At 66.0% G+C, this 26,214-nt stretch carries 23 protein-coding genes; 8 read left to right on the top strand and 15 right to left on the bottom strand.

Annotation, left to right across the window (positions count from 1 at the left end):
- Position 1: 1 nt before the first annotated feature.
- On the top strand, positions 2-667 hold the full coding sequence (locus C3B78_RS00975) for a DUF6766 family protein (RefSeq protein ID WP_104996409.1): 666 nt from the start codon (positions 2-4) through the stop codon (positions 665-667).
- A gap of 93 nt (positions 668-760) precedes the next feature.
- Here C3B78_RS00975 and C3B78_RS00970 read toward each other — a convergent pair whose 3' ends face one another.
- The 4 genes from C3B78_RS00970 to C3B78_RS00955 form a co-directional block, all read right to left on the bottom strand.
- A complete protein-coding gene (locus C3B78_RS00970; protein ID WP_104999563.1) occupies positions 761-1,885 on the bottom strand; it encodes a glycerate kinase in 1,125 nt (374 codons plus the stop codon).
- A gap of 80 nt (positions 1,886-1,965) precedes the next feature.
- Entirely contained in the window at positions 1,966-2,775 is an 810-nt protein-coding gene (locus tag C3B78_RS00965; RefSeq protein WP_104996408.1) for an SDR family oxidoreductase, read from the bottom strand.
- Between the two features lie 20 nt (positions 2,776-2,795).
- A complete protein-coding gene (locus C3B78_RS00960) occupies positions 2,796-3,215 on the bottom strand; it encodes a hypothetical protein (RefSeq protein WP_104996407.1) in 420 nt (139 codons plus the stop codon).
- Between the two features lie 575 nt (positions 3,216-3,790).
- A complete protein-coding gene (locus C3B78_RS00955) occupies positions 3,791-4,555 on the bottom strand; it encodes a class I SAM-dependent methyltransferase (protein WP_104996406.1) in 765 nt (254 codons plus the stop codon).
- Between the two features lie 246 nt (positions 4,556-4,801).
- Between C3B78_RS00955 and C3B78_RS00950 the strand changes: the two genes are divergently transcribed.
- From C3B78_RS00950 to C3B78_RS00940, 3 genes are all read left to right on the top strand, one after another.
- Positions 4,802-6,445, top strand: a complete 1,644-nt coding sequence (locus tag C3B78_RS00950) for a sensor histidine kinase (protein WP_104996405.1) — start codon at positions 4,802-4,804, stop codon at positions 6,443-6,445.
- A gap of 18 nt (positions 6,446-6,463) precedes the next feature.
- On the top strand, positions 6,464-8,005 hold the full coding sequence (locus tag C3B78_RS00945; protein ID WP_104996404.1) for a putative bifunctional diguanylate cyclase/phosphodiesterase: 1,542 nt from the start codon (positions 6,464-6,466) through the stop codon (positions 8,003-8,005).
- Positions 8,006-8,170: 165 nt separating this feature from the next.
- Positions 8,171-9,232, top strand: coding sequence for an EAL domain-containing protein (locus C3B78_RS00940; RefSeq protein WP_234005481.1), 1,062 nt, complete (start codon positions 8,171-8,173; stop codon positions 9,230-9,232).
- Between the two features lie 75 nt (positions 9,233-9,307).
- Here the strand turns inward: C3B78_RS00940 and C3B78_RS00935 are convergent, their stop codons facing one another.
- The gene (locus tag C3B78_RS00935; RefSeq protein WP_104996403.1) at positions 9,308-9,574 is read right to left on the bottom strand and encodes a DUF6480 family protein; all 267 of its coding nucleotides are present in this window, start codon (positions 9,572-9,574) and stop codon (positions 9,308-9,310) included.
- Positions 9,575-9,714: 140 nt separating this feature from the next.
- Here C3B78_RS00935 and C3B78_RS00930 point away from each other — a divergent pair, with 140 nt between their 5' ends.
- A complete protein-coding gene (locus tag C3B78_RS00930) occupies positions 9,715-10,143 on the top strand; it encodes a hypothetical protein (RefSeq protein ID WP_104996402.1) in 429 nt (142 codons plus the stop codon).
- A gap of 19 nt (positions 10,144-10,162) precedes the next feature.
- Here C3B78_RS00930 and C3B78_RS00925 read toward each other — a convergent pair whose 3' ends face one another.
- The 6 genes from C3B78_RS00925 to C3B78_RS00900 form a co-directional block, all read right to left on the bottom strand.
- Positions 10,163-10,966, bottom strand: a complete 804-nt coding sequence (locus C3B78_RS00925; RefSeq protein ID WP_234005480.1) for a glycerophosphodiester phosphodiesterase — start codon at positions 10,964-10,966, stop codon at positions 10,163-10,165.
- Between the two features lie 74 nt (positions 10,967-11,040).
- Positions 11,041-11,289: a hypothetical protein gene (locus C3B78_RS00920; RefSeq protein ID WP_104999561.1), complete on the bottom strand. Its 249-nt coding sequence runs from the start codon at positions 11,287-11,289 to the stop codon at positions 11,041-11,043.
- Positions 11,290-11,409: 120 nt separating this feature from the next.
- Positions 11,410-12,228, bottom strand: a complete 819-nt coding sequence (locus tag C3B78_RS00915) for an HAD family hydrolase (RefSeq protein ID WP_104996400.1) — start codon at positions 12,226-12,228, stop codon at positions 11,410-11,412.
- A 131-nt stretch (positions 12,229-12,359) separates the two neighbouring features.
- Positions 12,360-13,199 (bottom strand): IclR family transcriptional regulator, encoded by an 840-nt coding sequence (locus C3B78_RS00910; RefSeq protein WP_104999560.1) that lies wholly within the window; start codon positions 13,197-13,199, stop codon positions 12,360-12,362.
- Between the two features lie 82 nt (positions 13,200-13,281).
- Positions 13,282-14,535: an aminopeptidase P family protein gene (locus tag C3B78_RS00905; RefSeq protein WP_104996399.1), complete on the bottom strand. Its 1,254-nt coding sequence runs from the start codon at positions 14,533-14,535 to the stop codon at positions 13,282-13,284.
- Positions 14,536-14,595: 60 nt separating this feature from the next.
- Positions 14,596-15,966, bottom strand: coding sequence for an MFS transporter (locus C3B78_RS00900; protein WP_104996398.1), 1,371 nt, complete (start codon positions 15,964-15,966; stop codon positions 14,596-14,598).
- 476 nt (positions 15,967-16,442) lie between these two features.
- Here C3B78_RS00900 and C3B78_RS00895 point away from each other — a divergent pair, with 476 nt between their 5' ends.
- The 3 genes from C3B78_RS00895 (at position 16,443) to C3B78_RS00885 (ending at position 20,630) form a co-directional block, all read left to right on the top strand.
- Positions 16,443-17,543, top strand: a complete 1,101-nt coding sequence (locus C3B78_RS00895; protein ID WP_104996397.1) for an S-(hydroxymethyl)mycothiol dehydrogenase — start codon at positions 16,443-16,445, stop codon at positions 17,541-17,543.
- A complete protein-coding gene (locus C3B78_RS00890; RefSeq protein WP_104996396.1) occupies positions 17,543-18,163 on the top strand; it encodes an MBL fold metallo-hydrolase in 621 nt (206 codons plus the stop codon). The genes C3B78_RS00895 and C3B78_RS00890 overlap by 1 nt, the downstream gene beginning before the upstream one ends.
- Positions 18,164-18,275: 112 nt before the next feature.
- On the top strand, positions 18,276-20,630 hold the full coding sequence (locus C3B78_RS00885; protein ID WP_104996395.1) for an FdhF/YdeP family oxidoreductase: 2,355 nt from the start codon (positions 18,276-18,278) through the stop codon (positions 20,628-20,630).
- An 86-nt stretch (positions 20,631-20,716) separates the two neighbouring features.
- Here the strand turns inward: C3B78_RS00885 and C3B78_RS00880 are convergent, their stop codons facing one another.
- From C3B78_RS00880 to purU, 4 genes are all read right to left on the bottom strand, one after another.
- Complete coding sequence (locus C3B78_RS00880; RefSeq protein WP_104996394.1) at positions 20,717-20,929, bottom strand: hypothetical protein; 213 nt, start codon at positions 20,927-20,929, stop codon at positions 20,717-20,719.
- 203 nt (positions 20,930-21,132) lie between these two features.
- The gene (locus C3B78_RS00875) at positions 21,133-22,578 is read right to left on the bottom strand and encodes an HNH endonuclease signature motif containing protein (protein WP_104996393.1); all 1,446 of its coding nucleotides are present in this window, start codon (positions 22,576-22,578) and stop codon (positions 21,133-21,135) included.
- Between the two features lie 114 nt (positions 22,579-22,692).
- The gene (locus C3B78_RS00870) at positions 22,693-25,200 is read right to left on the bottom strand and encodes a GcvT family protein (protein ID WP_104996392.1); all 2,508 of its coding nucleotides are present in this window, start codon (positions 25,198-25,200) and stop codon (positions 22,693-22,695) included.
- Between the two features lie 35 nt (positions 25,201-25,235).
- Positions 25,236-26,213 carry a formyltetrahydrofolate deformylase gene (purU, locus tag C3B78_RS00865; RefSeq protein ID WP_104996391.1) on the bottom strand — a complete coding sequence of 326 codons (978 nt, stop codon included), beginning with the start codon at positions 26,211-26,213 and terminating at the stop codon, positions 25,236-25,238.
- Between the last annotated feature and the right edge of the window lies 1 nt (position 26,214).

The following is a 26,214-nucleotide window of genomic DNA, read 5'->3' as shown; positions in this document are numbered from 1 at the left end:
AATGAGCACCAAATGGATGAGGGAACACGGGCTGTTGCTGGCGAATGCCGGCCTCTTCCTCGTCTTCTTCAGCGGCATGATCCTGACTGGGGCGGCGAACTACAGCCAGGAGCAGCAGGCGCACGGGGAAGCCGCAGTCTCAGTATTCGAATTCCTGGCTACGGGCGAATTCGTCGAGGCCACCTTTGAGAACTGGGAATCGGAGTTCCTGCAAATGGCCATGTACGTGGTCCTGACTGTTTTCCTGTTCCAGAAGGGCTCTTCCGAATCCAAGCCCGTGGGCAAGGATTCGCCCCAGGATGAGGACCCGCGCCAGGCGGCCATCAAGAAGGCCACCCCCTGGCCGGTGAAGCGCGGCGGCGCAGTCCTCAAGATTTATGAGCACTCGCTGTCCATCCTCCTGTTCCTGCTGTTCCTGGCCTCGTTCACCGCGCACGCCCTGGGCGGCGCCGCGGCCTACAACGAGGAACAGCAAAGCCACGGGGAGGCCGGCATCAGCGTGCTTCAATACGTAGGCACCAGCCGTTTTTGGTTTGAGTCCTTCCAGAACTGGCAGAGCGAGTTCCTGGCCGTCGCCGTCCTGGTAGGCGCATCCGTCTACCTGCGGGAAAAGGGATCACCCGAGTCTAAACCCGTTGCCGAGCCGCATTACGAGACCGGCACCTAAGCCAGGCAGCACCGAAAGGAACCCGCCGGCGAACCATCATGGGAACCGCCCCTGCTGGTTGCGCCGGCACCGCACAACACCATCGTTTCGCCCTTAGGCGCCTTCGAGTACCTGGCTGGTTGCCCAGGCCAGGTACTTGGCGGCGTTTCCGATCGCGTCCTGCGGGCTGGGCGCCACGTCCAGCAGCTGCGCGGCAGCCACCACACCGTGTTCGGCGAGTTCTTCAGGCGTGACCAGGATCCTGCCGGCCACTACGATCACGGGAATCCCGCGCTCCCGGGCTGCATCCGCGAGCGCAATGGGTGCTTTTCCGGTCAGGGACTGCGAGTCCATGGATCCTTCGCCGGTGATGACCAGGTCCGCCTCACGTAGCTGTCCGGCCAGCCCGGTGAGCCCGGCAACCAGCGAGAAGCCGCCTTCGAGCGCGGCGTCGGTGAAGGCAAGGAACGACGCCGGGAAGCCGCCGGCGGCGCCCGCCCCGGGGACGTTAACGTCCCGGCCCGTGGCTTCGCGCAGGACGGAGGCCCAGTTGCGGAGGCCGGCGTCGAGGAGTTCCGCGGTGTCCGCGTCCGCGCCTTTCTGCGGTGAGAAGACGTGCGCGGCACCTTCGGGACCATAAAGGGGGTTGCGCACGTCGACGGCGATGCGGAAGGTTGTGGCGGCAAGCCGGGGGTCCAGCCCGCTCGTGTCCAGCGCGGCGACGTCCGCGAGTGAACCGCCGCCCAGGGGCACCACGTTCCCTGCGGAGTCCAGCGGCTTCAGGCCCAGGGCACGCAATGCCCCGCTGCCGCCATCGGTCATGGCCGAGCCGCCGAGGCCCAGCACGATCTCGTTGGCACCGGCATCCAGGGCTGCCGCGATGAGCTGCCCGCACCCGTAGCTGTGAGCCCGGAGGGCATTGGCCGGGGTGGGATCCATCTCCGCAAGGCCGGAGGCCTTGGCCGTTTCAATGACGGCGGTGACCCTGCCGTCGTCGGCCTTGCTGATGGCCCACGCGGCGCCGATTGGCGCAAGGATGGGGCCCACGACGGCGTTGAGGCGCTCTTCATAGCCCGCCGCCACCGCCGCCTCCAAGGTTCCCTCGCCCCCGTCGGCAATGGGGAACTGCGTGGCGACGGCCTCCGGGTAGACCCGCAAAGCACCTTCGGCGATGGCAGCAGCCGCCTCGGCCGCGGTCAGGGAACCCTTGAACTTATCCGGAGCAATAAGAATGCGCATGCGTTCCATCATGCCAGCAGGCAACAGGAAAGGGCTTGCCAGGCCCGAAATGCGGACCGGAGCCCGGCCAGCACTCCGGCCTAGCCCTCGCGCCACTCGTGGCTGGTGATGTGCGAGCCGGCCTGCGGCCCCATCTGCAGCATTCCGCCGTCGACCGCCCACGATGCCCCGTTGACGTAGCTGGACCCGGCAGAAGCGAGGAAGGCGATGACGGCGGCAATTTCCCGGGCGTCACCGGGCCTGCCCAGGGGCACGCCGGGCCGGTCCTTGGCGGTGGGGTCCTCGTTTTCCTGCCCTGTCATGGGAGTGGCGATCTCGCCAGGCGCCACGCTGTTGGCCGTGATGCCGTGTTCGGCAAGCTCGAGCGCCAGCGTCTTCATCAGGCCGCCCAGGCCGTGCTTGGACGCGTCATAGGCGGACGAACCTACCCGCGGCTGGAATTCATGCACGCTGGTGACGGCAATCAGGCGTCCGCCCTTGCCGGCCTGCACCATTCGGCGGACGGCGGCCTGCAGGCAAACAAAAGCCCCGTTGAGGTTGGTGTCCAGTGTTCGCATCCACGTGCCGACGTCAAGGTCCAGGAATTTGGTGCCGTCGCCGGTCCCGGCATTATTGACGAAGACGTCCACACCGCCCAGCTCGTCCGCCAGTTCGTCGATGACAGCCCCGGCATCGCGAAGCTCAGTTGTGTCCAGCCGGCGCACCACCGCCCTGCGCCCCAGCCGGCGCACTTCCTCTGCAGTGTCCTCGGCGCCGGCTTTGTCTGAGTGCCAGGTGACACCCACGTCCATGCCCGCCCTGGCAAGGGCGACGGCGGTGGCCTTGCCAATGCCGGAGTCCGAGCCGGTAACGATGGCGGTGCTTGGGGCAAATCCTGCGGTGTCCTGCATGGTGGCAGCCTTTCGTTGGGTCAAGCCGGGCGGCGGAGTTCCGGCGCCGAGGGATATTCGCCGTCCTGTAAAGTTTCAGGTTCTTCCGGCACGGCCATCAGGGGGACCGCAAAGGTCACCACCGGACGGCCGTCCGGATCGTCGGCGGACCTGATGGTCAGGCTCCTGGTTCCGGCGGGCACCGTTGGGGTGAACACCTGGAGGTTTCGCGACCCCAGGGTGGCGGAATCCCGGAACGAGTACTTCGTGCCGAAGTGGTCCTGGAGGATGATGCGTGGCTCCGGAGCGCCGTCGGAGGCCAGTTGGATGTTGACCACCAATCCCGCGGACCAGATTTCGACGGACAGGACGGTGAACTCCGTGGAGCGGGTGACATGCTGCCCATAGGTGGGGGGCAGAAGCATCCCGCGGAGGGAACCGGAGGGAATGAGTTCGCGCATGGTCTTTCCTGTATGTTTTGCGTCCGCCGTCGGCGAAGCGGCGCCGGTATCAAGGGCCGGTGCCGGGCTGGCGGTGTAACGCTACGCTGCTCAGGCATTTTCGGGGCCGGATTCTCCAGCCGGAAAAGTGTGACTGCTGGCCGTCGCTGCGCTGTTCCTGGTAGATGACGTTGAGCCCCGGGAGCGGAAGGTCGCAAACGCTTCCTCCCGGCTGGTGTGGCGGAGCCTCTGTTCACCGTCGAGGTCAATCCGAAGTACTCCCCGGGTGGCCACCGTCACCGGCGCCTTCTCCGTTGCCGGAACGCCTTCGCGCTCTTCGGCCCACTGCCGGATCACTTCGCGGTGCAGGGTGGCCGGGCTGCGGCCCCCGCGCTCCGTTCGTCCTGCGTTGAGGTGGCCTCCTGCGAATACTGAAGGGATTTAGGTCTCCGGGCCCCGGCCTTTCTAAGCGTACTTACCATTCAGCATCCCGATCAGCCTGCGTGTCAAGGGCTTGGCGGCGGCGTCATGCATCTTCGGACGCAAGCCGTCCCGGACGGGCGGACATCCTCCGGGCGGGAGCGGCTGAGCCCTGGCTATTGCCTCGGGCGCAGCACGGCGAAGTACCCCGGGACCCGGCTTTTCCCGCCGACGCCCGTCATTGGATGTGTTTCGATGTCCACTTCCCCGTCTTCGAGGAGCTCCCACTTCTCCGGCGGAAGTACCCGCGAGCGCTCTTCGGGACCGAAATGGCCGGGCATCGGCAGCCCGCGGATGGCACGCTCGAGAGGGGCCGGGATGCCCCGGAGTGTTGCACCGAGGTGGGAAACGTACTCAACAGGAGTGCCCTGGAAGTTCGTTTCGGCGAGGAACACGGTGCCCCGGCTTCCGGTCAGGAGCCGCAGGTTTTCCACCAGCGCCGCCTGATCTGCCTGATCCAGCACGTGGAGCACTCCCCGGATGAAGACGTTTGCGTCCGTGCTGCCGGCCAATCCCGTGCCCGCGCCGGGCTCAGTCATGTCCCGGGCCGCATAGCGTACGGTGCCGGCAGGCGTGGATGCCTGGGCGCCGGCGTGGGCTATGGCCTGCCCCGAAACGTCCACGCCGATGACCTCGGGGAAGACTCCGGCCAACGCGCGGGTGAACCTGCCGTGGCCGCAGCCCACGTCCACCACGGGCAGGTCCGGGTCCAGGTGGCGGAGCAGCACGTCCTTGTAGCCGAGGAATTCATTGTCAGTCCCGGAATCCCAGAGAACTTCGCCTCCGGCTCCGGCGCCCCTGATGCCGGCCCAGTACGTGTCCCATGCCAGCGGCCGGTCCTTGGGGGCCGAGCGGGACAGCCGGATGAGCTTAGGGACCATCAAATACTTCTGCAGGGTGGACCGCAGTGACTTTGCCGGGAAGGACTTCGAGGGGGAGGGCACGGATCAAATATAGGGGGCCGGACAACCCGCAGCGCGATCTGCCGCCCGAGTGGGGGCTGCATGACCCCTTGCCGGCTATTTTCGTGGCCAGCGATAGTGGTAAAAGTGCTCCTTTTCTTTCCCATGGAGCCGCCCGCCCGGCGTGACCATACAATGTACTCAACTGGGAGGGAAGGGGACACTGTGGCGGCTGACACGCCGAGTGACTTGCGCGCGCCGCGCACCGCCGTCGTGGCAGACCCCGACGACGCGCGCCTCGCGTCATATGCCAAGGCGTTGCGGGATGCCGGCTACTCGGTCCTGTGCGCAGGGGATGCTGACGAACTTGCCGCTTCCCTGGAGGAGAGCCGCCCTTCCGTCGTCGTGGTTGATACGTCGCTGTCCGCCATCAAGGCAGACGCGCCAGTCCTTGTGGTGGTGGACCTCGACGATCCGGCAGAGCTCGCGGCCATGAAGCCGTCCGGCATCCACGACTGCATCGCCAAGCCACCCGCCCCCCGGGAACTGGCCTACCGCGCCACTGCCCTGATCGACATGGTGGCCCGCCGCAATGCCGCCCGCCAGGAAACCGAGGCGCTGCGCGAACAGCTTCGGCAGGTCTCTGCCGCTGTCCGGGCCACGAACGACCCGGAGGAGATCGCGAACCACGTGGTGGCCGGGTTTGGCCGGACATTCAGGGCCGACCACGTCTGGCTGACTACTTTCGAGGACAGCCGGGTTCCCCGCATCAACGCCGCCTGGAGCAGGCCCGGGCTGGCGCCGCTCCGCGAGCAGGCCCTGCCGGACGAGGAGGACGCCCGCCGGGCAGCGGACCTGCTGTGGGCCGGCGCCGAGACCTCGTCTTCACCCGGGACGGAGGAACCGGCGGCCGGCGAGGCCGTTTCGCCGGGCATCGGCGACGCCGTCTCCTCCTTGGCAGTGCCCATGGGCGAGGGAAGCTCTTCGCTGGGCATTATTTGGATTGCGATGATCGACCAGCCGCGGACCTGGTCCGGGACCGAGCTAGGGCTCATCCAACACGTGGCGGGCAACGCGGCGCACGGATTGATCCAGAGCCACCTGATCAGCAGCCAGCAGCAGGTGGTGAAGCAACTGCAGCAGCTGGACAAGGCCAAAACAGACTTCCTTGCCACCGTCAACCATGAGCTGCGGACGCCACTGACCTCCATCATGGCGTACCTGGACATGATCCAGGAGAGCACCGAGCAGCCTGTCTCGCCCGAAGTCCACCAGATGCTGGACATCGTGGTCCGGAACACGGAGCGGCTGAGGACCCTGATTGAGGACATGCTGAGCGTCTCCCGCAACGGCCTTGATGACAGCCTGATGCACCTCACCCCAGTGCGGCTGGGACAGACCCTGGATCTCGTGGCAGCGGCGCTTCGGCCACTGGCTACGCTGCAAAACGTCACCATCGCCGTGGAGCAGGTTCCGGAGGACCCGGAGATCCTTGCCGACGAAGTACAGCTGCAGCAGGTGTTCACCAACCTGGTCTCCAACGCCATCAAGTTCACCCCCAGCGGAGGGCGCATCCAGGTGGGGAGCGAGTCGCATGCCGCAGCTGACGGTACCCGGTGGGCCACCGTCAGTGTTGCGGACACCGGCATCGGCATTTCGAGCGACGAGATAGACCACGTCTTCACCCGCTTCTACCGGGCATCAAATGCCATGTCCGGGGCCATCCCCGGGACGGGACTGGGGCTGGCCATCACCAAGGACATCGTGTCCCGCCACGGCGGCAGGATCGACGTTTCCTCGATCCTGGGCGCAGGCACCACGGTCACGGTCAGCCTCCCCCTTGACGCTGAACGCAGCCAGGAAAACTGAGCGGGATGCAGGACTTTGATGTTTGCGGATAACGATCCGCGGCTCTCCCGGCTCCTGGAAGGCATCGTGCGGCTGGCGTCCGGAGACCTTACCTCCCGGATCGAGATTTCGCCGGCGCGTGATGAGCTCGATGCCATCATTATGGGCACCAACCTGCTGGCGGAGGACCTGCAGATCATCTACGAGGAGCTTGAGCAGCGGGTGCAGGTCCGGACCCAGCTCCTGCATGAGGCACATCTCGAGATGCAGAAGATGGCCATGCAGGACCCGCTCACGGGCCTGGCAAACCGCTCCGCCCTGATCGACGCTTTGAACGCAGCCCTTGAGGCCGACACCGAATCGGGCGAAAGCCCTGTCCTCCTCATGATGGACCTGAACGCCTTCAAGACCATCAACGACAGCCTGGGCCATTCCGCCGGTGACCACGTCCTGATCACCGTGGGGGAACGAATCCGCGGCGCCGTGCGCGAATCCGACGTCGTTGCCCGCCTCGGCGGCGACGAGTTCGCCATCGTCCTGCCCTCGGCCACCCCCGACCAGGCCGGCTTCGTGGGCCACCGCATCCTGGCAGCCGTAGGTGAGCCCATCGAGCTGCCGGGACGGAGCGTCCGTTGCGGTGCCAGCATCGGGCTCAGCGCCGGCGAGGCGGGCAAGACGCCGGAGGACATGCTGATGGAGGCCGACGTCGCCATGTACGCGTCCAAGGCGGAAGGCCAGAACAAGCTGCACCGCTTTGAGCCGGGACTACTGCTGGTCCGCAGGCTCCGCAGCCAGCTTGTGGAGGATTTGCGTGCCGCGATCAGCAGCGACGGCCTGACGCTCAACTACCAACCGGTGGTGGAGCTGGGTACAGGCCGGGTCGAGGGCGTGGAGGCCCTGGTCCGCTGGAACCACCCGACCCGCGGCTTGATCATGCCGGATGAGTTCATTCCGCTGGCGGAAGAAGCCGGGCTGATCTCAGAGCTGGGGCTGTGGGTGCTCCGGGCGGCAGTGCGCCAGCTCCGCGACTGGGTCAAGGCCTCCGTGGTGGACAGCCGGTTCTCCGTCCGCATCAATATCTCCGCTACAGACCTGCAGAGCCTGCAGTTCATCGAGGATGTCAGGAGTGTCCTGAAGGAAACCGGCGTTCAGCCCGACCAGGTGGTGCTGGAGCTGACGGAAGTTGCAATCGTCAAAGGCAACGATCTTGACCGGTACTCGCTGGGCGGGCTCCGGGGCTTGGGCGTGGGGATCGAGATCGACGATTTCGGCACCGGCTACTCGTCCATCAGCTACCTCCGCCGGCTTCCCGTGGACCGGGTCAAGGTGGACCGGTCGCTGATCGCCGGGCTGGGAACCGATCCCACCCAGCCTGCCCTGATTGCGGCGGTCCTGCAGCTGGTCCGGGCATGCGGGCTGGAAGCGGTGTGGGAAGGCGTGGAAACAGCTGAGCAGGCTGAGCTCCTTCGCGGCCTGGGTTGCCTCAGTGCCCAGGGTTATTTCTTCAGCAGGCCGGTCCCGCCGGAACAAATTCCCGAATTACTGGCGAAACAGCCGGAGCGCGCAAAGCGGCAAGGCTGAAACTACTGCGCATTTGTTTCCTGCGATATACGATCATGATGCGGTGTGTGGGTTTTCGTCGCCGCGAAAATCAGTGTTGGACAGGGCACCGGACTTTAAAGGCGTTTACAAATTGAACAACAAAGGGCCATTGGGTCATTACTTCGTCAACTGGGGGCGTAGCTAATGTCGGTTCGAATACAGGCATGGGGAATTATCGCTGCTGTGCTGGCGGACACGGATCCGGCCGGAGCGGCCGTCCGGCAGCGCCTTAGCACCCGCTTGGATGAAAATCCCGGCGTGCCCGAGCGCGCGCTCCTCGAATACCTCCTTGAAACCCGGCGTAGTGACGCCAATACGCCGGGAACGCTGGAGACTGCCGGGCAGATGCGCCTCGCCCCCGCCGTCCCGCCGAAAGTGGCGGAGCAAATCGACGCGATCCGCAGTATGTCACGCATCAGCGCCCTGCTTGAGAGCCAGATGCTCATGACAGCCTTCCAGCCCATCTACGGACTGGAAGAGAAGATCGTGGTGGGAGTCGAGGCGTTGTCCAGGTTCGTCAGCGACGACGGCGCGGCCGCAGAACTGTGGTTCGCCGAGGCAGCCGCTGTGGGTCTGGGAGCGAACCTCGAGTTCTCGGCACTGGGATCTGCGGCGGCCGCAGCGAAGATGCTTCCCGAGAACCTGTTTGTGTCTCTCAACATCTCCCCCGATTCCTGCCTTGACCCCAGGCTGCCGGAACTGTTCGAGCACATCGAGCTTCCCGTCAGCCGCGTGGTGCTCGAATTGACGGAAACCGTCAAGGATGAGGAATACCCGCAGTTCATCGCCGCCATTAACCCCCTGCGCGACCAAGGCCTGCGGATCGCAGTGGATGACACCCATTCCGGGGCTGGAGCGCTGAGCCGCATGGTGCACCTTCGCCCCGACTTCCTGAAGGTGGGCCGGAACGTCATCGGCGACGTTGACAAGGACGGCCTCCAGCGCGCCCTGGCCGCATGCCTGGTGGATTTTGCGGAGCAGATCGGAACGTCCCTCGTGGCTGAAGGCATCGAGACCGTGGGGGAGCTCAAGGTCCTCACCGAACTGGGAATCACTGCCGGGCAGGGCTATCTCCTCGGCAGGCCTTCCGTCCGGCCCAAGGACTGGGCCAGCTGGAACAGCCGGCTGGACCTGGACGGGATCAGCCGCCACCTGGGGGAACCCGGGCACGCCGCCGGCACGCCGCACACAAACGAACCGCACTGACGCAGGCTTGTGGTCCGGCAGGCGCCGCCCGGCCGCTCAGGCCGGGGCAGCCCGGCGGATCCTCATCCAGCGGCGCTATTCGCTGTGGCCCTGGTCGCGGCTCATCTGGCCCTCAGCCGGCGGCGTCTCGCCGGGAGGCACTCCCCCGCCCGGCTCCAGGCCGGTGACGTTGCCTTCGGCAGGGTCCGGATTCGGCGACCCGGCCGAGTCCCCGTTCCCCTGCCGACCGGCCCCGGGCTGGGTGCTGCCGGCTCCCGCCTGGCCAGCCTCCTCATGGCCCGGCTGGTCCTTGCCCGGCTGGTCAGGGTTCGCGGGATCATTTTCCGGATGGTAGCTGCTCATGGTGCATGCGTCCTTCCTGCCCGGCCGGGGTTCCTTGCCCCGGCTCTGGACTAATTGTAAGCATGCTGATAATTCTGGAAGGGTAATGCTCCGGGCATCCGCTGGGTTGCCCGGCACGCAAGGTCGGAAGGAGCAGCCACATGGGTATCGGCGACAGCATCGGCAAGGCGGCAGAAAACGCCATGGAAGATCTGGCAGGGACATCAAAGTCCACGGAGAAAGCACATGATCCTGATCCCACGGATCCCAACGATGACGTGGAATTGCACTCCTCCTTGAGCGAGGGCTCCAACGCGATGGAAGCGGAGAAGGAAAAGGCTCCGGGACTCAAGACCGGCGCAGCCCCCGGGCCGGTATCGGAGAATCCCTTCGGCGGGGACGCGGAAACGGATGAAGCGAACGACGACGAAGGGCTGGCGGGCGATGCGACCGCACCAGTGGGCGGATCCCCCGCCTCCCAACGCGGCGTCCCAGGCTCCGGGGGGCTCCCCGAGTCCAATCCTGACGAGTTGCGGGCGGATCCTTCCGAAGGCGACCAGGACCCGTCCACCAGCACGGGCCGGGGGTAGGCGCCGGGGGTTGGTAACCTCAGCCGCCCGGCCACTTCCCGCGTTCCATCAGGACCTCGCGGAGCAGGTCCGCGCGGTCGGTCACCAGCCCGTCCACGCCCATGTCAAGGAGCCGGCGCATCTCACCGGGATCGTTGACCGTCCAGACATGGACCACCAGGCCCAGGGCGTGGGCGCGGCGGACAAAGCCCGGCGTCACCACTTCCACCCTGCCGTAACGCACCGGAACCTGCAGGGCATGGACCCCGCGCAGGTTCCGGCGCATGCCCCACCTAAAGACCGGTCCGGGAAGCAGCGGGCCAAGCACGGTGAACAAGCCCACTGAAACCACTCCGGCGGATGCTGCCACCGGCTGGCTCAGCAGCTTCAGCACCGCCCGCCGCCGCCGGTCCGAGAAGCTGGTCAGCAGCACCCGGTGATGCACTTGGTGTTCTTCAATTCCGGCGGCGACGCTGCGCACGGAATTCCAGTCCTTGACGTCCACGTTCAGCTTTACGTCAGGCAACTCAACGAGCAGTTCGTCGAACCGCGGGATGGGCTCGCGTCCGCCGATCCGCACCTCGGCCATCCTGTGGGCGGGAAGCTCGGACACCTTCCCGCTGCCGTCCGTCACCCGGTCCAGCGTCTCATCGTGGAAGAGGAACACCACGCCGTCAGCTGTGGTGTGGACATCGGTCTCGAGGTACCGGTAGCCGAGGTCGACGGCGGCGCGGAACGCGGCCATCGAGTTCTCCAGACCTTCGCGTGAGAATCCACGGTGCGCCATCGCGATGGGCAGCGGCGACCCGTCGGCGTCAGCGTGTACGAAGAAGGGGAGGGCCACAATGCGAGCGTACCCCGGCCGACGCCGGCCCGGCGGCGCGCGCGTGGGGCCGATCAGGGGCGCACGCGGCAGGGTCAGCCCTCCTGAAGGACTATGTCCACGCCGTCGCTGCAGTGCAGCAGCGTCCGGCCGCGCCCGCCGTCGAAATCGATCCATACCGCCGCATGGTCGGCGGTGACTGCATCCACCACGCCGCTGGCTTCAAAACCCGGGGCCAGGAGGACGCGGACGGGGTCGCCCTGCCGCAGCTTCTTCCAATGCGGAGCAGGCGCGGCCTCGCGGAGCGGCGCCTCAGTATTTCCAAGCTTCGCTTTTCTTCCCATTGCTTCCCCCTGTGCCAGATCGGAGAGGTTGGGCTCTCCGCCACCTACGTTAAGGAGCAAAGATGAACGCGAGGTGAGCGCCAGCTGTGTAAACGGCGCGGCAGGCGTCGCCGGCGGGAATCAGGACAGGTGGACACCCAGCGAGGCGAGCCGTGCTTCCAGGACCTGGGCCACGCCGTCGTCGTCAAAATGCGGGGCCTGCTGCCCTGCCGCGCGGATTGCTTCAGGGTGGCCGCTGGCCATGGCGTAGCCCTGGCCTGCCCAGCGGAGCATCTCGATGTCATTGGGCATGTCTCCGAATGCCACCACGTCCGCGGCGCCGATTCCCAGGCTGGCCGCGTATTCGGCCAGGGTGACAGCCTTGTTGACCCCGGGAACCGCGAGCTCGAGCATGGACACGCCCGGCGATGAGTGCGTGGCGGACGCGAGGTGTTCGACGGCGGGAGCCACCTCCGCGAGGAAGTCATCTGCGGTGCCCTCGCGGACAATGGCCAGGAACTTCACCACGGCGTCGTCCGCTGCCAGCGTTTGGGCAAGCGGCGCCGGGGTGAATTCGGAGAGCAGCTCGCTGGAGCCGTTTTCGATGAAGCCGGGCTCCAGATGGAACCCGGTCAGCGTTTCGGCGGCGAACAGGGCGGCGGGGCGCAGCCGCTTGATGACGCGGCGCACCTCCAGCACGGCATCGATGGTCAAGGTGCGGGCAGAGACCAGCTTGTCCGCCTCAAGGTCCCAGACCACGGCGCCGTTGGAGCAGATGACGGTTCCCGTGTGGCCGAGCCGGTCCTGCAGCGGGTGCAGCCAGCGCGGCGGACGGCCGGTGACAAAAACGAGTTCGACGCCGGCGTCCCGGCAAGCGTGGAAGGCGCGGACGGTACGGTCGCTGATTTTTCCGTCGTGGCCGAGGATCGTTCCGTCAATGTCGCTTGCTACCAACCGCATCCTGCCAGTCTACGTGGCGGCCTTGGGGGTTGGCGCCGTCGTAGGCGGGCCTGCCGGAAACTGACGACAGCCAGGCCCAGGCCCAGGAGCCCCGGGCCTGCCCGCTTTTTGGTTACTTGAAACTGCAAGCTTTATTGTCTGCCCTGCCGCTGGCCGGGGATGTGCCCGGAGGCTTCGCGGGGCCTGCCGCCCAGGCGTGCAGTGACCTTGGCGGCCGCGGCCGCACACGATTCCCCCAAGGCCTGAAGCCGCTCCGCGGAAACCCTGAACCGCGGCGCGGGAATGAGGACGGCAGCCACCACCTCACCGCGGTGGTCGTATACGGGGGCCGCCAGTCCCACTTCATCGATGGAGGTTTCCCCGTAGTTGACGGCCCAGCCTCGACGGAGGTCGTCCTTCAGCCGGACCAGGTAGGCATCCAGGCTGGATTCGTCCAGGCCGGGGTAACTGATCGTCCCGCTGCTGAGCAGGGAGCGGACCCTTTCCTCCGGTTCCTGGGCGAGGAAGACCTGAACCGAGGAACTGAGGGCGTCGCTGTACCGGGCTCCCAGCGGGGTGGTGTGCTTGATCTGGTGGTGGCTGGCGATCTGCTCCACGCAAATGGATTCGTCACCGCTCCACACCATGAGCGCGCTGGTTTCGCCGGTTTGCTCGGACAGCTCCCGGAGAACCGGGTAGGCGACGCGGCGCTCCTCAAGTTCGGCGAGGAGCGGCCCGGCGACGGCAATCAAGCCCAGGCCCAGCCGGAAGCGGCGCGTCTCCGGGTCCCGCTCCACCAGGTGCTCCTGTTCAAAGGTGGCCAGGATCCTGGAGACGGTGCTTTTGTGAAGCCCCACGCGGTTGGCAATTTCGGTGACGCCGAGCAGCGGCTCGTCCGCCGAGAAGGTCCGAAGGACGGCGATGGCGTTGACGATGACGGACGCGCCCTTGCTGTCGCCGTTGCCTGTGGTCTCGGGTTCTGTTGCACTCATGGTGGTACCCATCATTCCCTAAGGGAGGCCGGAAGCGGCGCCACGCGGATGGCGCCGCTTCCGGGGTTTCGTTCCTGGAAGGCTAGGCACCGACGATGTTGTACTCGGGGCCGAACGGGAACTTGGTGATGTTCTCCGCGCCATCCTCACCTACCACCAGGATGTCGTGTTCGCGGTAGCCGCCGGCGCCCGGCTGGCCGTCCAGGACGGTGATCATCGGTTCCATGGAGACCACCATGCCCGGCTCCAGGACGGTGTCGATGTCCTCGCGGAGTTCCAGCCCGGCTTCCCGGCCGTAGTAGTGGCTGAGGACGCCGAAGGAGTGTCCGTAGCCGAAAGTGCGGTTGGCCAGGAGTCCGTACCCGACGTAGATCTCGTTGAGTTCGGCGGCGATGTCCTTGCAGACCGCGCCGGGTTTGATCAGTTCGAGGCCGCGCTTGTGGACTTCCACGTTGATGTTCCACAGTTCCAGGGACCGGGCGTCCGGCTCGCCGTAGAACAGTGTGCGCTCCAGGGCGGTGTAGTAGCCGGAAGTCATGGGGAAGCAGTTCAGGGACAGGATGTCGTGTTCCTGGATCTTGCGGGTGGTGGCCCAGTTGTGGGCGCCGTCGGTGTTGATGCCGGACTGGAACCAGACCCAGGTATCGCGGATTTCGGAGTCGGGGAAGGTCCGGGCGATCTCGTGGACCATGGCCTCGGTGCCGATCAGCGCGACCTCGTACTCGGTGATCCCCGCGGTGATGGCGTTGCGGATGGCTTCGCCGCCCAGGTCACCGATCCGGGCACCGTGCTTGATGACTTCGATTTCCTCGGCGGACTTGATCATGCGCTGGCGCATGGCGGCCTGGGCTACGTCCACCAGGGCTGCGGACGGGAAGGCTGCCTGGATCTTGTTGCGGTTGTCCAGCGGGAGCGAATCATCCTCGACGCCGAGGCGGCGGGGGTTGATGCCGCGGCTCCGCAGGACTTCCTGGATGGCGAAGATGTAGTTGTCCCGGCGCCAGTCCGTGTAGACGATGTTGTCGCCGTAGCTGCGGCGCCAAGGCATGCCGGCGTCGATATTGGCGGTAACGGTGACGGTGTCATCCTTGGTGACCACCATGCCGTAGGAACGGCCGAAGGTGGTGAACAGGAAGTCCGAGTAGTACTTGATGGAGTGGTAGCTGGTGAGGACGACGGCGTCCAGTTCCTTCTCCGCCATGATCCGCCGGAGCCCTGCGAGCCGGCGTTCGAACTCGGCGTCGGAGAACGTGAGGCTGACCTTCTCGCCGTTCTTGAGGATCTTGGTGCGCTCGAGTTCGGCGACGGTGGTGGCGTTCTCGGTGGTGATGGTCATCGTGGCGATGCCTTTCTCTGGTGCATTTTCGATGTGCAGGTGGTTCGGTAGGGACGGAAGCTATTCATGCCGCAGGGGCTCTTTGCAGGTTTCCCTGGAGAGTGCCACGGCGATGAGGGAAACGACGGCGGCAGCGACGAGGTACCAGGCCGGCGCCAGGTCGTTTGCGGTTGCGGCGATGAGGAGCGTCGCCATGAACGGGGCGGTGCCGCCGAAGAGGGCGTTGGAGAGGTTGAAGCTGACGGCAAAGCCGCTGTAGCGAACCCGGGTGGGGAACATTTCCGCCAGGAAGCTGGGGAGCGTTCCGTCATTGAGGGTGAGCATGGCGCCCAGCAGGATCTGGACCAGGACGATCACCAGGAAGTTGCCGGTCCCGAGCAGTGCGAACGCGGGAACGGTCAGGACGATGAAGGCGACTGATGCGGTGATCAGCACCTTCTTGCGCCCGTACCGGTCCGAGAGCATGCCGGTGAGGAAGATGAAGCCGATGTACGTGACCAGCGCGATGGTTGTGGCAAGGAATGATTCGGTTTCGCCAAGGCCCAGTTCCGAGGACAGGTAGGTGGGCATGTAGCTGAGGATCACGTAGAAGCCGACGGCGTTGAGCAGTACGGCCCCGACGGCCTGGAGCAGTTGCCGCCAGTGGTTGCGGAAGAGGCTGGAAACGGGCGCCTTGGCGGCGTGGTCGTGGGCCTCCAGATCGCGGAACACCGGAGTGTCCTCGAGCTTTGTCCGGATGTACCGGCCGATCAGGCCCATCGGGGCGGCCAGGAGGAACGGCAGCCGCCAGCCCCAGCTCTGCATCGCGTCGGCAGCGAGCAGCGTGGTCAGCAGGCCGGCGATCAGTGAACCGAGGAGCAGGCCGGCTGCGGTGCTGGCGGGAACGACCGCGGCGTACAGGCCCCGCTTGTTGGCGGGGGCGTACTCCACCAGGAAGGCCGATGCTCCCGCGTACTCGCCCGAGGCAGAGAAGCCCTGGATCACCCTGATGACCAGGAGCAGGATGGGCGCCCAGATGCCGATGGTGCCGTATCCCGGAATCAGCGCGATGCAGAAAGTTGCGCCGGACATTATCAGGATCGACAGCGAGAGGGCTGTCCGCCGGCCAACTTTGTCGCCGATGTGGCCCCAGACGAACCCGCCGAGCGGGCGCACCAGGAATGAAATGGCAAACAGGGCGAAGGTCAGCAGAAGCCCGGTCTGGGGGTCGGATTCCGGGAAGAAGACTGTTGCGATGGTGACGGCCAAGTAACCGTAAACGGCGTAGTCGAACCATTCAACGAAGTTGCCGATGAAGCTGGCCGCAATGACGCGGCGGCGTGTTTCCTTGCTGACGGCATTGTCAGCAGGCCTGGGGTTGAGGGAAGGGTTTCCATTCGACTCCGGGCCAGCATCCCGCTCACGGGCGGGGGAAGAAGTTTCGTTACTCATGTATCCACCAAAGTGTTTGTGGTTGCATTCAGCGCAACGCTGTTGCACCAGAATAGGCGTGACGGCCACCACAGTCAAGGGTTTTCAGCACGTGCGATATCTCTGTTCTTCTGGCTGAGGCGTTACAATACGAAAAGCTTGGGTCCTGAGGGTCCATGACGGTGCGTTGCTCGCAATGCAATAGGGTTGCAGTACGTGCCCGCGCTGCCCCTGCGGGCGTGGGCAGCGCGGCGCAGCCAAGTGCTCTGTTGACACTTTTCAGGCCCAATGACATATTTCGAATAGGCGCTATACGCATCATGTTGTGTAATACGCAATTGATTTAGGGATATGCCAGAAGGATTAGGCGGGCAGCAAACCATCCTTTTGGGGGTCGCACCCACCCCTTTGGGTAGCCGCCCGGAGGAGCCGCAGCTCCTAGAATTGATAGTCGGGCCGGGACGTTCGTCCGGCCCAACGAAAGGAACACGGGAAACATGGTTCACAAAGTCAAGGCCGTCATAGCCAAGGAAAAGAACGCTCCGGTGTCAGTGGAGACCATCCTGGTTCCGGATCCGGGCCCGGGTGAGGCGCTCGTCGATATCCTGACCTGCGGCGTCTGCCACACGGACCTGCACTACAAGCAGGGCGGCATCAACGATGACTTCCCCTTCCTCCTGGGCCATGAGGCCACGGGTGTTGTGTCCGCCGTGGGTGACGGTGTCACATCCATCGCCCCCGGTGACCGGGTGATCCTGAACTGGCGCGCCGTGTGCGGTGAATGCCGTGCCTGTGCCAAGGGCCAGCCGCAGTATTGCTTCAACACCGCCAACGCCACCCAAAAAATGACGCTCGAGGACGGCACCGAACTCTCCCCTGCCCTGGGCATCGGCGCCTTCGCCGAGAAGACCCTCGTTGCCGCTGGACAATGCACCAAAGTGGACCCCGAGGTTGATGCTGCCGCCGTTGGGCTGCTGGGGTGCGGCGTGATGGCAGGCATCGGCGCCGCCATCAACACCGGCGAGGTAAAGCGGGGCGAGTCCGTAGCGGTGATCGGCTGCGGCGGCGTGGGCATCGCCGCGATCGCCGGCGCCAAGCTGGCCGGCGCTACCACGATCATCGCTGTGGACATTGACGCGAACAAGGTGGACATGGCCAAGTCGCTGGGCGCCACGCACGGGATTGATTCCAGCAAGGAGGATCCCATCGAGGCCATCCGCGCCCTCACGGGAGGCAACGGAGCCGATGTGGTGATTGACGCCGTCGGCCGTCCCGAAACCTACAAGCAGGCGTTCTACGCCCGCGACCTCGCCGGCCGCGTGGTGCTGGTGGGCGTCCCGACGCCGGCCATGCAGCTGGAACTGCCGCTGCTGGACGTCTTTGGCCGGGGCGGATCGCTGAAGTCCTCGTGGTACGGCGACTGCCTGCCCTCCCGCGACTTCCCGATGCTCGTCTCCCACTACAAGCAGGGCAACCTGGACCTGGATGCCTTCGTCTCCGAGCGCATCAGCATCGACCAGGTAGAGGAAGCCTTCGAGAAAATGCACGAAGGCAAAGTGCTCCGCTCCGTCGTCGAACTGCCGGTGGCGGGTTCCTGATGGGCGTCCGGATCGAGAACCTGGTCACCTCGGGCACGTTTTCGCTCGACGGCGGCACCTGGGACGTGGACAACAACGTCTGGATCGTGGGCAACGACGAAGAATGCGTGATCATCGATTCCCCGCACGATGCGTCCGCGATCATCAACCAGGTCCGGGGCCGCAAGGTCCTTGCCATCCTGCAGACCCATGCCCACAACGACCACATCGGCGCCGCCCGCGAGGTCGCTGACGCCGTCGGCGCCCCGATCTACCTCAACCCCCAGGACCTTGTCCTTTGGGAACAGGTCTACCCGGACACGAAGCCGGACCGGGAACTGAACGACGGCGACCTCTTCGAGGTGGGCGGGGCGGCCCTGCGGGCGATCCACACCCCCGGGCACTCCCCCGGCTCCACCTGCTTCTACCTGGAGAGCGAAGGGACCGTCTTCACCGGCGACACGCTGTTCAACGGCGGCCCCGGCGCCACCGGGCGCTCCTACAGCGACTACCCCACCATCCTGGCCTCCATCCGCGAACGGCTGCTCACCCTCCCGCCGGAGACAGTGGTCCGCACCGGCCACGGCGACAACACCACCATTGCCGCAGAGCAGGACACCCTGGGCGGGATCGCGCAGTAACCGTCGAAATCGGCTAAGGTGCCAACTGGCGCGCCTGGAATGCCGGCGCGCCTTCATGACGCCCAGGCAACACAGAACAAACACCAAGAATGCCGGTAAGGAAGTTGGGACAATGAAGTTCGGGAAACAGCCCGCCCCCGTCGCGGACATCAATGAGGACAACCTCGAGGTCCACAAACCCAAGGCAGAGGCAGCGGGCGTCAAGGCCGTGATGGTGGCACTGGAGCGCGCCGTGGCCCAGGCCGGGGTGGCGCGTACGGCCCATTCGCTGCTGCGGCTGAACCAGCGCGGCGGCTTCGACTGCCCCGGCTGTGCGTGGCCGGAATCGGACAAGAAGCGCAAGGCGGCCGAGTTCTGCGAGAACGGCGCCAAGGCCGTGGCCGAGGAGAACACCCTCCGCACCGTGGGTGCCGAATTCTGGGCAAAGCACTCCATCGCCGAGCTCTCTACCAAGACCGAGTACTGGTTGGGCAACCAGGGCCGGCTGAGTGAGCCGATGGTGATCCGGGCCGGCGAGACCCACTACTCGCCGATCTCGTGGGCCGAGGCATTCGAGCTGATCGGAGAACACGTCCGGGCTTCAACTCCGGACCGCTGCGTCTTCTACACCTCCGGGCGCACCGCGAACGAGACCGCGTTCATGTACCAGCTCTACGCACGGGCCATCGGCACGAACAACCTGCCGGACTGCTCCAACATGTGCCACGAGTCCTCGGGTTCGGCCCTGAATCCCACGATCGGCATCGGCAAGGGCACCGTCTCGCTGGATGACATCCATGATTCCGAGCTGATCTTCGTCGTGGGGCAGAACCCCGGAACCAACCATCCCCGTATGCTGTCCGCGCTTAAGGAATGCAAGGACAAGGGCGGCAAGGTAGTGGCGGTCAACCCGCTGCCCGAGGCCGGCCTGTTCAACTTCAAGGACCCGCAGACCGTCTCCGGCGTGGTGGGCGGCGGCACGCCCCTGGCCGATGAGTACCTGCAGATCAAGGTGGGCGGGGACCTCGCCCTCTTCCAGGCGCTCGGCCACCTGCTGCTGGCCGAGGAAGAGCGCAACCCGGGGACCGTCGTCGACCGTTCCTTCGTGGAGGCGCAGACGGACGGGTTCGATGCCTACCGCCAGGCCCGCCGGGAGCTGGACTGGGCGGAGACCGAGAAGGCCACCGGCCTCTCCCGCGAACAGATCGAAACCGTGGCCGGGATGCTCATCAAGTCCAAGGCCACCATCTTCTGCTGGGCCCTGGGCGTCACGCAGCAGCCGCATTCGGTGGACACCATCAAGGAAATGGTCAACGTCCTGCTCCTGCAGGGCAACTTCGGCAAGCCCGGCGCCGGCGCCTGCCCCGTCCGCGGGCACTCCAACGTCCAGGGCGACAGGACCATGGGCATCTGGGAAAAACCCAAGGAATGGCTCCTCGAGGCGTTGGATACGGAGTTCGGGATCACTTCCCCGCGGCACCACGGCTACGACGCCGTCGAAGCCATGGAAGCCTTCGAACGCGACGAGGTGGACGTGTTTGTGTCCATGGGCGGGAACTTTTCGCTGGCCTGCTCCGACACGGAAACGCTGGAAGCCGGGATGCAGCGGATCGGACTGACGGTGCACATTTCCACCAAGCCCAACCGCTCCCACATCGTCCACGGCCGCACGTCTCTGATCCTGCCCACGCTGGGCCGGACGGACAAGGACGACAAACACCCGAACGGCGCCCAGTTCCTGTCCGTGGAGGACTCCATGTCCGTGGTCCACTCCACCCAGGGCAGGCTGAAGCCTGTCTCCGAGCACCTGCTCTCCGAACCGGTCATCGTGGCCCGCATGGCCGAAGCCACTTTCGGCCCGGACCATTCCGTGGACTGGAAGGCCATGGCCGAGGACTACGACGTGATCCGCGACCACATTGCCCGCGTCCTGCCCGGCTTCGAGGATTTCAACGCCCGGGTCCGCACCAAGAACGGGTTCGTGCTGCCCAACCCGCCGCGCGACACCCGTTCCTTCAAGACCGACATTGGCCGCGGCCGGTTCACGGTCAGCCCGCTGGAGTACCTCACCCCGCCGGACGGGCACCTGGTGCTGCAGACCATCCGCAGCCACGACCAGTACAACACCACCTACTACGGCCTGGACGACCGCTACCGCGGCATCTCCGGCGGCCGCCGCGTCATCCTCATCCACCCCGAAGACCTGGCCGAGCTCGGCTTCGAGGACCGGGACCTGGTGGACGTGGTCAGCACCTTCCGCGGCCACGACCGGAAAGCGGACAAGTTCCGGCTGGTGGCCTACCCCACAGCCAAGGGCTGCGCCGCCGCGTACTTCCCCGAGGCCAACGCCCTGGTCCACAAGGAAAACGTGGCCCGCGTCTCCAATACCCCCGGCTTCAAAGCCATGTTCGTCCGCTTTGAACCGCACCGTGCCGAAGACGCCGCCCAGGTTTCTTCAGAGGAACTGGAGCCGGCCGCAGCGCTGTAGTCGCGCGGCCGCCTCTACAGGCATTACGACGACGGCGACATTCGGCACGTGCCGGGTGTCGCCGTCGCCATTTCTTTGGTTAGTGCCTACACCGGGTTGGTGCCGTCAGGCTCGGCCTCGGGATCCAGGTCCTTGCCGTAGCCGCCGGCCGATGCCAGCCCGGCCACCTGCTGCCCGGCGTTGGTCTGCCCGGGCGTAAAGCCGCTGGAACCTTGAGGTTCTTCCGCAGCGTCGGGCGCGACATCCTTCCGCAGGTGCTCGTCGGAAGGAACGTTCTTGGAAATCTCTTCATCAGCCATCCCAACAGCCAAGCACTGGCAGGAAGCAACGGCAAGGGCAGGGCGGCGCAGGTGCAAGGCGGCGCAGGTGCCGCGCAGTGCCGCGCAGCGCAGCGCAGTTGCAGCGCAGCGCAGCGGCAAATGAGCGCATGACACCCCGGGGCACGGGGGGGGTGAGCCCCGCTTGGTCCGGCTTTCAGAACTCAGGCAGGATCCGTGTCCGTTCAGGCGGGCGGGGCGTGCAGGAACCGTTCCAGGGCTTCTTCTCCCGGGGACAGCCCGATGTAGGCATAGTCCGGCGGCCCGCCGGTCACGGCTTCTGATTCGCTAGTCACGGACCCTGATTGTTGGGGCCAGTGGGGTGGTTCCCAGTCTTGGTGTTCGCTTTTGTAGTGCCGGCCGGTGGGTGAGGTCCAGCCGGGTGGTTCGTCCTTGGTGGCGGGGGTGGGTTTCCAGCCGCTGGTGTGCCGGAGTTTGTGGTGTTTCGGGCAGGGCTGTCCGAGGTTCGATACCCCGGTGGTGCCGCCGTTGTGCCAGGCGAGGAGGTGGTCGGCCTCGTTGTCCATGGAGTGGTTGCTGCAGCCGGGGAAGGGGCATTTGCCGTCCCGCAGCCTGAGCCAGTTCCGCATCGCCTTGCTCACCCGGTAGCTGGTACGGCCGATTTCCAGCGGCGCCCCGTCCCGCGGGTCCACCAGCACCCGGTAGAAGGAGTTCGCACCGCCGGCGACGAGATCCCGGGCCATGGACGCCGGGATGGGCCCGTACCCGTCCAGCATGGCCGGTTCTCCGGTGAGGCCCAGCAGGGAGAACACGGGCACGGTGACCAGGACCTCGGCCCGGGGCGAGGCAGTCCCGCTGCCTCCGCTGGCGAGGAGCCACTTGGCATAGAGATCAGTGCGGAGCTGGGTCAGGGTGCGGGCCTCGTCCGGTCCCTGCATCCCCCGGGAGATGGCGGTGAGCCGGTTCCAGATCGCGGTGGCCTGGTGGGCGGGCAGGTAGGCGGCGAGCCAGGCCATGCCGTCCTGGTCGGGCCGGTATTCGACCCGCCGGTCAGCCATACCCCTGGCGTGGCGTTTTTCGATGGAGTCGGCGTGGTGGCGTTCCCGCCAGGTCCGGGCTTTGGCCCGGAACCGGTAGGCGGGCATCTCGCCGATCGGGGCGGCCGTGGCTGGTCTTGGTGTGTCCGGGTCCAGGAAGTGGGCTTCCAGGGCGGCGGCGCCTGCGGGGTCAAGGGTGGCGGCCTCGTCCACCATGACTGTGGCGTGCTGCCAGGAGACCGTCCCGTTGTGAAGGGCTGCAAACGTGCGGGGCAGGGAGGTGGCCAGGGCGTGGGACCGGGCCAGCAGGGCGCCCGCCGCCCGGTCACCGATGGCCATGACAGAGCTGATCTCCGCGGCGATAGCCATTTCGAGCGCCTGGGCGGGCATGTCCGAAGGAGCGGCCGCCCGTGCAGTATTGGCGTATGTCCCTGCAGCGTTGGCCACCAATCCAGCGATTCGGGCCTGGACGCCGGCGGCCCCGGCAAGGATGTCCAAGCAGCCATCGGCCAGCCCGGCCAAGGGATCAGCAGCCGAGAACAGCTCGGAACCGCACCCACCCGCCTCCGCATTGAGCACGGCAAGAGCGGCAGTGATGTCCTCAAACGCCTTCACCACCGCCGCTTTCGCCATATACCCATCATGGTGGGAGGGTGTGACATTTTTGCGGGGAAGGAGCGGGCACGCGGAAAACCGGGAGCTGCCAGTCTGGCAGCCCCCGGTTGAGACCTCAATCCAGGTTCCGAACTAGCCGCGGAGGCGCTCCATGCCCGGGTCGAAGAGCGGCTCGGGGGTGACGGTGGCAGCGATGCGCTTCCCGAAGTACTCAATCTCCACCGAATCACCGACGGACACCGAGGCGGGCAGCCAGGCGTAGGCGATCGGCTTGTGGACGGAGTAGCCGTAGGCGGCGCTCGTCACGTACCCGGCAGCAGAACCGGCCACGTACACCGGTTCCTTGCCCAGCACGATGGACGTGCCGTCGTCGACCGTCAGGCAGCGCAGCGCACGCGTGCCCGGCTGCTCCTTGCGTGCCGCAAGGGCGTCACAACCCACGAAGCCGGTCTTGTCCTTGGCCACCGAGAAGCCCAGCCCGGACTCGTACGGGTGGTGCTCGGACGTCATGTCCGTGCCCCACAGCCGGTAGCCCTTCTCGAGCCGCATGCTGTTGAACGCGCCGCGGCCGGCGGCGATGATGCCGTGCTCCTGGCCCGCCTCGAATAGCAGGTCCCAGAGCTTCAGCCCGTACTCGGCAGTCGTGTAGAGCTCCCAGCCGAGCTCACCCACGTAGGAGAGGCGCATGGCGGTGACCGGGATGCCGCCCACGGAGATTTCCTTGGTCCGGAAGTACTTCAGGCCGTCGTTGGTGAGGTCGTCCGAGCTGACCTTGCCGATCACTTCGCGTGCCAGCGGGCCCCACAGCCCGATGCAGCAGGTGCTGCCGGTGATGTCGGAGACATGCACCCACTGGCTTGGGTCGGCAGCGGACTGCTTCCGGGCCTCCACCCGGAGGTAGTCGAAGTCCACGTTGCTGTTGACACCCAGCTGGAAGTCCTCCTCCGCCAGCCGTGCGACCGTCACGTCACTGCGGATGCCGCCGTCGTGCTCCAGCAGCAGGCAGTAGGTCACGGCACCCGGCTTCTTGGCAATGTTGCCCGTGCTGAGCCGGTGCAGCAGCGCCTGCGCGCCCGGGCCCACCACGGACAGCCGCTTCAGCGGCGTCATGTCGAAAAGTGCGACGGCGGTACGCGTCTTCCACGCCTCGGCGGCGGAGATGGGGGAAGAGAACATAGCGGACCAGGGGTCGCGCTCCGGCGCCTGCCACTCGGCCGGCAGCTCCTCAAGCAGGCCGCGGTTGGCCTCGAACCAGTGCGGCCGCTCCCAGCCGGCGGACTCCAGGAAGAACGCTCCCAGTTCCTTCTGGCGGACGTTGAACGGGCTCACGCGCAGGTCCCTTGGAGATTCCTTGGGCTGGAGCGGGTGCAGGATGTCGTAGATCTCTACAAAGTTCTGCTGGGATGTCTCGCTGACGTATGCATCGGAGGTCTGCACCTTCTCGAAGCGGGTGAGCTCGCAGCCGTGCAGGTCCGTCTGGGGGTGGCCGTCCACCAGCAGCTCCGCCATCGCCTTGGCCACACCTGCGGAGTGCGTCACCCACACAGCCTCGGCCACGAAGAAGCCGGAAAGCTCAGGCGCCTCACCCATGAGCGGGCCGCCGTCCGGAGTGAAGGAGAAGATGCCGTTGAAGCCGTCCTGGATCGAGGAGCTGCGCAGTGCCGGCAGCAGGTCCTGGCTGTCCTCCCACGCGGGCAGGAAGTCTTCCAGGGTGAACTCCAGGCGGGAGGGCATGCGGTGGTCCGACATCTCCTCTGCGGAGACCTTCGGCAGGGCGGACATGTCCACCGGCATGGGGCGGTGGGCGTAGCTGCCGATGCCGATGCGGTCGCCCCATTCGCGGTAGTACAGGTCCTTGTCCTGGTAGCGCAGGATTGGCTTGCTGGCACCCTTGGGGAGCTCGTTGACGCCCTCGAGTTCGGGCAGCGGCTCGCTGATGGCGTACTGGTGGGCCAGCGGCAGCAGCGGGACTTCCAGCCCCACCATCTTTCCGAGTTCACGGCCCCAGAAACCTGCGCAGGACACCACGATGTCCGCCGGGATCAATCCGTTGCCGGTCTCGACCCCGGTCACCTTGCCGCCCTCCTGGGCGATGCCGGTCACCGTAGTGGAGCCGAGGAAGTTCACGCCACGCTCGCTGCAGCGCTCGATCAGCAGCTGCACCGCACGGGCGGCCAGGGCCAGGCCGTCGGTGGGGATGAGCAGGCCGCCCAGGACTTCGCGGCCGCCGGTGAGCTTGCCGGTGTTCAGGAGGGGGTAGATCTTTTCGCATTCGTCGGCGTCGACAATCCGGCTTTCGACGCCCCAGGAAGTCATGACGCCCATCTTGCGTTTGAGGTCGGCCAGGCGCTCGGGGGTGGTTGCCAGTTCCAGGCCGCCCACCTGATTGAAGCAGGACTGGCCGTCTTTGCTCAGGGCCAGCAGCTTGTTCACCGTGTAGGTGGCGAATTCGGTCATGGTCCGTGACGGGTTGTTCTGGAACACCAGGCCCGGAGCGTGAGACGTGGAGCCGCCGGCAAGTTCCAGCGGGCCCTGTTCCACCACCGTGATGTTGGTCCAGCCGCGGGTGGCGAGTTCGTCGGCAAGGTTGGTTCCGACAATGCCGGCGCCGATAATGACAACGCGTGGTGATGCGCTCATAAGTAGTTCTCCTGTTTAACTTGCGGGCGTTGGCGTTAGCGGAAGACGACGGTGCGGGTGTTGTTGAGCAGGACCCGGTGCTGGCAGTGCCATTTGACGGCCCGGGCCAGCGCCTGTGTTTCGGCGTCACGGCCCACGGTCACCAGGGCGTCCGCGTCGAGGCTGTGGTCCACCCGGAACACCTCCTGCTCGATGATGGGTCCCTCATCCAGGTCTGCCGTCACGTAGTGGGCGGTGGCCCCGACGAGCTTCACTCCGCGGTCATAGGCCTGGTGGTACGGCTTGGCGCCCTTGAAGCCGGGGAGGAAGGAATGGTGGATGTTAATGGCGCGGCCACGGAGGCTCTCGCACAGATCGTTGGACAGGACCTGCATGTAGCGGGCCAGGACCACCAGGTCCGCGTTGTACTCGGCCACCAGTTCCAGGAGCCGGGCCTCGGCTTCGGGCTTGGTGGCCGACGTCACCGGGACGTGGATGAAGGGCAGCCCGGCGGCTTCCGCCATAGGACGCAGGTCCTCATGGTTGGAAACCACGACGGCGATCTCCGCACCAAGGCTCCCGGCCTGCCACCGGAAGATGAGGTCGTTAAGGCAGTGGCCGAACTTCGAGACCATCACCAGCAGCCGCTGCGGCCGTCCGTCGTTGATGGTGAAGTCCATGGCGAACTCCCCGGCGATGGGCGCAAAGGCCGAGCTGAGGCTTTCCACGTCCTGGTGGTTGAGCCCGTTCTCCTGGTGGATGTCGGAGCCAAGAGTGAAGGCCGTGCGGAGGTAGAGCTTGCCGCTGACGTGGTCGTCGAACTGCTGGTGCTCCACGATGTCGAAGCCGCGGTCCGCCAGGAAGGCCGTGACTGCCCGGACGATGCCGGGCTGCTCCGGGCAGGACAGGGTAAGGACGAACTGGGCCTGGCGCGTGGTGGGGCCCGCCGTTGCAGCGGCGGCTGCGGCGGTACTGCCGGCGGGGGCGCCAGCAGTGGCGCTGACTGACGGGATGTTCTCGATAACGATGGTCATG

This window comes from Arthrobacter sp. PGP41 (assembly GCF_002953935.1).
In the GTDB taxonomy this organism is placed as follows: domain Bacteria; phylum Actinomycetota; class Actinomycetes; order Actinomycetales; family Micrococcaceae; genus Arthrobacter.
This window is presented reverse-complemented; position numbering and strand designations above follow the sequence as displayed.

Bases quoted from the DNA above. Each gene is read 5' to 3' on its own strand.
- C3B78_RS00975 (WP_104996409.1), top strand. From the start codon at position 2: ATGAGCACCAAATGGATGAGGGAACACGGGCTGTTGCTGGCGAATGCC.
- C3B78_RS00970 (WP_104999563.1), bottom strand. From the start codon at position 1,885: ATGCGCATTCTTATTGCTCCGGATAAGTTCAAGGGTTCCCTGACCGCG.
- C3B78_RS00965 (WP_104996408.1), bottom strand. From the start codon at position 2,775: ATGCAGGACACCGCAGGATTTGCCCCAAGCACCGCCATCGTTACCGGC.
- C3B78_RS00960 (WP_104996407.1), bottom strand. From the start codon at position 3,215: ATGCGCGAACTCATTCCCTCCGGTTCCCTCCGCGGGATGCTTCTGCCC.
- C3B78_RS00955 (WP_104996406.1), bottom strand. From the start codon at position 4,555: ATGGTCCCTAAGCTCATCCGGCTGTCCCGCTCGGCCCCCAAGGACCGG.
- C3B78_RS00945 (WP_104996404.1), top strand. From the start codon at position 6,464: ATGTTTGCGGATAACGATCCGCGGCTCTCCCGGCTCCTGGAAGGCATC.
- C3B78_RS00940 (WP_234005481.1), top strand. From the start codon at position 8,171: ATGTCGGTTCGAATACAGGCATGGGGAATTATCGCTGCTGTGCTGGCG.
- C3B78_RS00935 (WP_104996403.1), bottom strand. From the start codon at position 9,574: ATGAGCAGCTACCATCCGGAAAATGATCCCGCGAACCCTGACCAGCCG.
- C3B78_RS00930 (WP_104996402.1), top strand. From the start codon at position 9,715: ATGGGTATCGGCGACAGCATCGGCAAGGCGGCAGAAAACGCCATGGAA.
- C3B78_RS00920 (WP_104999561.1), bottom strand. From the start codon at position 11,289: ATGGGAAGAAAAGCGAAGCTTGGAAATACTGAGGCGCCGCTCCGCGAG.
- C3B78_RS00915 (WP_104996400.1), bottom strand. From the start codon at position 12,228: ATGCGGTTGGTAGCAAGCGACATTGACGGAACGATCCTCGGCCACGAC.
- C3B78_RS00910 (WP_104999560.1), bottom strand. From the start codon at position 13,199: ATGAGTGCAACAGAACCCGAGACCACAGGCAACGGCGACAGCAAGGGC.
- C3B78_RS00905 (WP_104996399.1), bottom strand. From the start codon at position 14,535: ATGACCATCACCACCGAGAACGCCACCACCGTCGCCGAACTCGAGCGC.
- C3B78_RS00900 (WP_104996398.1), bottom strand. From the start codon at position 15,966: ATGAGTAACGAAACTTCTTCCCCCGCCCGTGAGCGGGATGCTGGCCCG.
- C3B78_RS00895 (WP_104996397.1), top strand. From the start codon at position 16,443: ATGGTTCACAAAGTCAAGGCCGTCATAGCCAAGGAAAAGAACGCTCCG.
- C3B78_RS00890 (WP_104996396.1), top strand. From the start codon at position 17,543: ATGGGCGTCCGGATCGAGAACCTGGTCACCTCGGGCACGTTTTCGCTC.
- C3B78_RS00885 (WP_104996395.1), top strand. From the start codon at position 18,276: ATGAAGTTCGGGAAACAGCCCGCCCCCGTCGCGGACATCAATGAGGAC.
- C3B78_RS00880 (WP_104996394.1), bottom strand. From the start codon at position 20,929: ATGGCTGATGAAGAGATTTCCAAGAACGTTCCTTCCGACGAGCACCTG.
- C3B78_RS00875 (WP_104996393.1), bottom strand. From the start codon at position 22,578: ATGGCGAAAGCGGCGGTGGTGAAGGCGTTTGAGGACATCACTGCCGCT.
- C3B78_RS00870 (WP_104996392.1), bottom strand. From the start codon at position 25,200: ATGAGCGCATCACCACGCGTTGTCATTATCGGCGCCGGCATTGTCGGA.
- purU (WP_104996391.1), bottom strand. From the start codon at position 26,213: ATGACCATCGTTATCGAGAACATCCCGTCAGTCAGCGCCACTGCTGGC.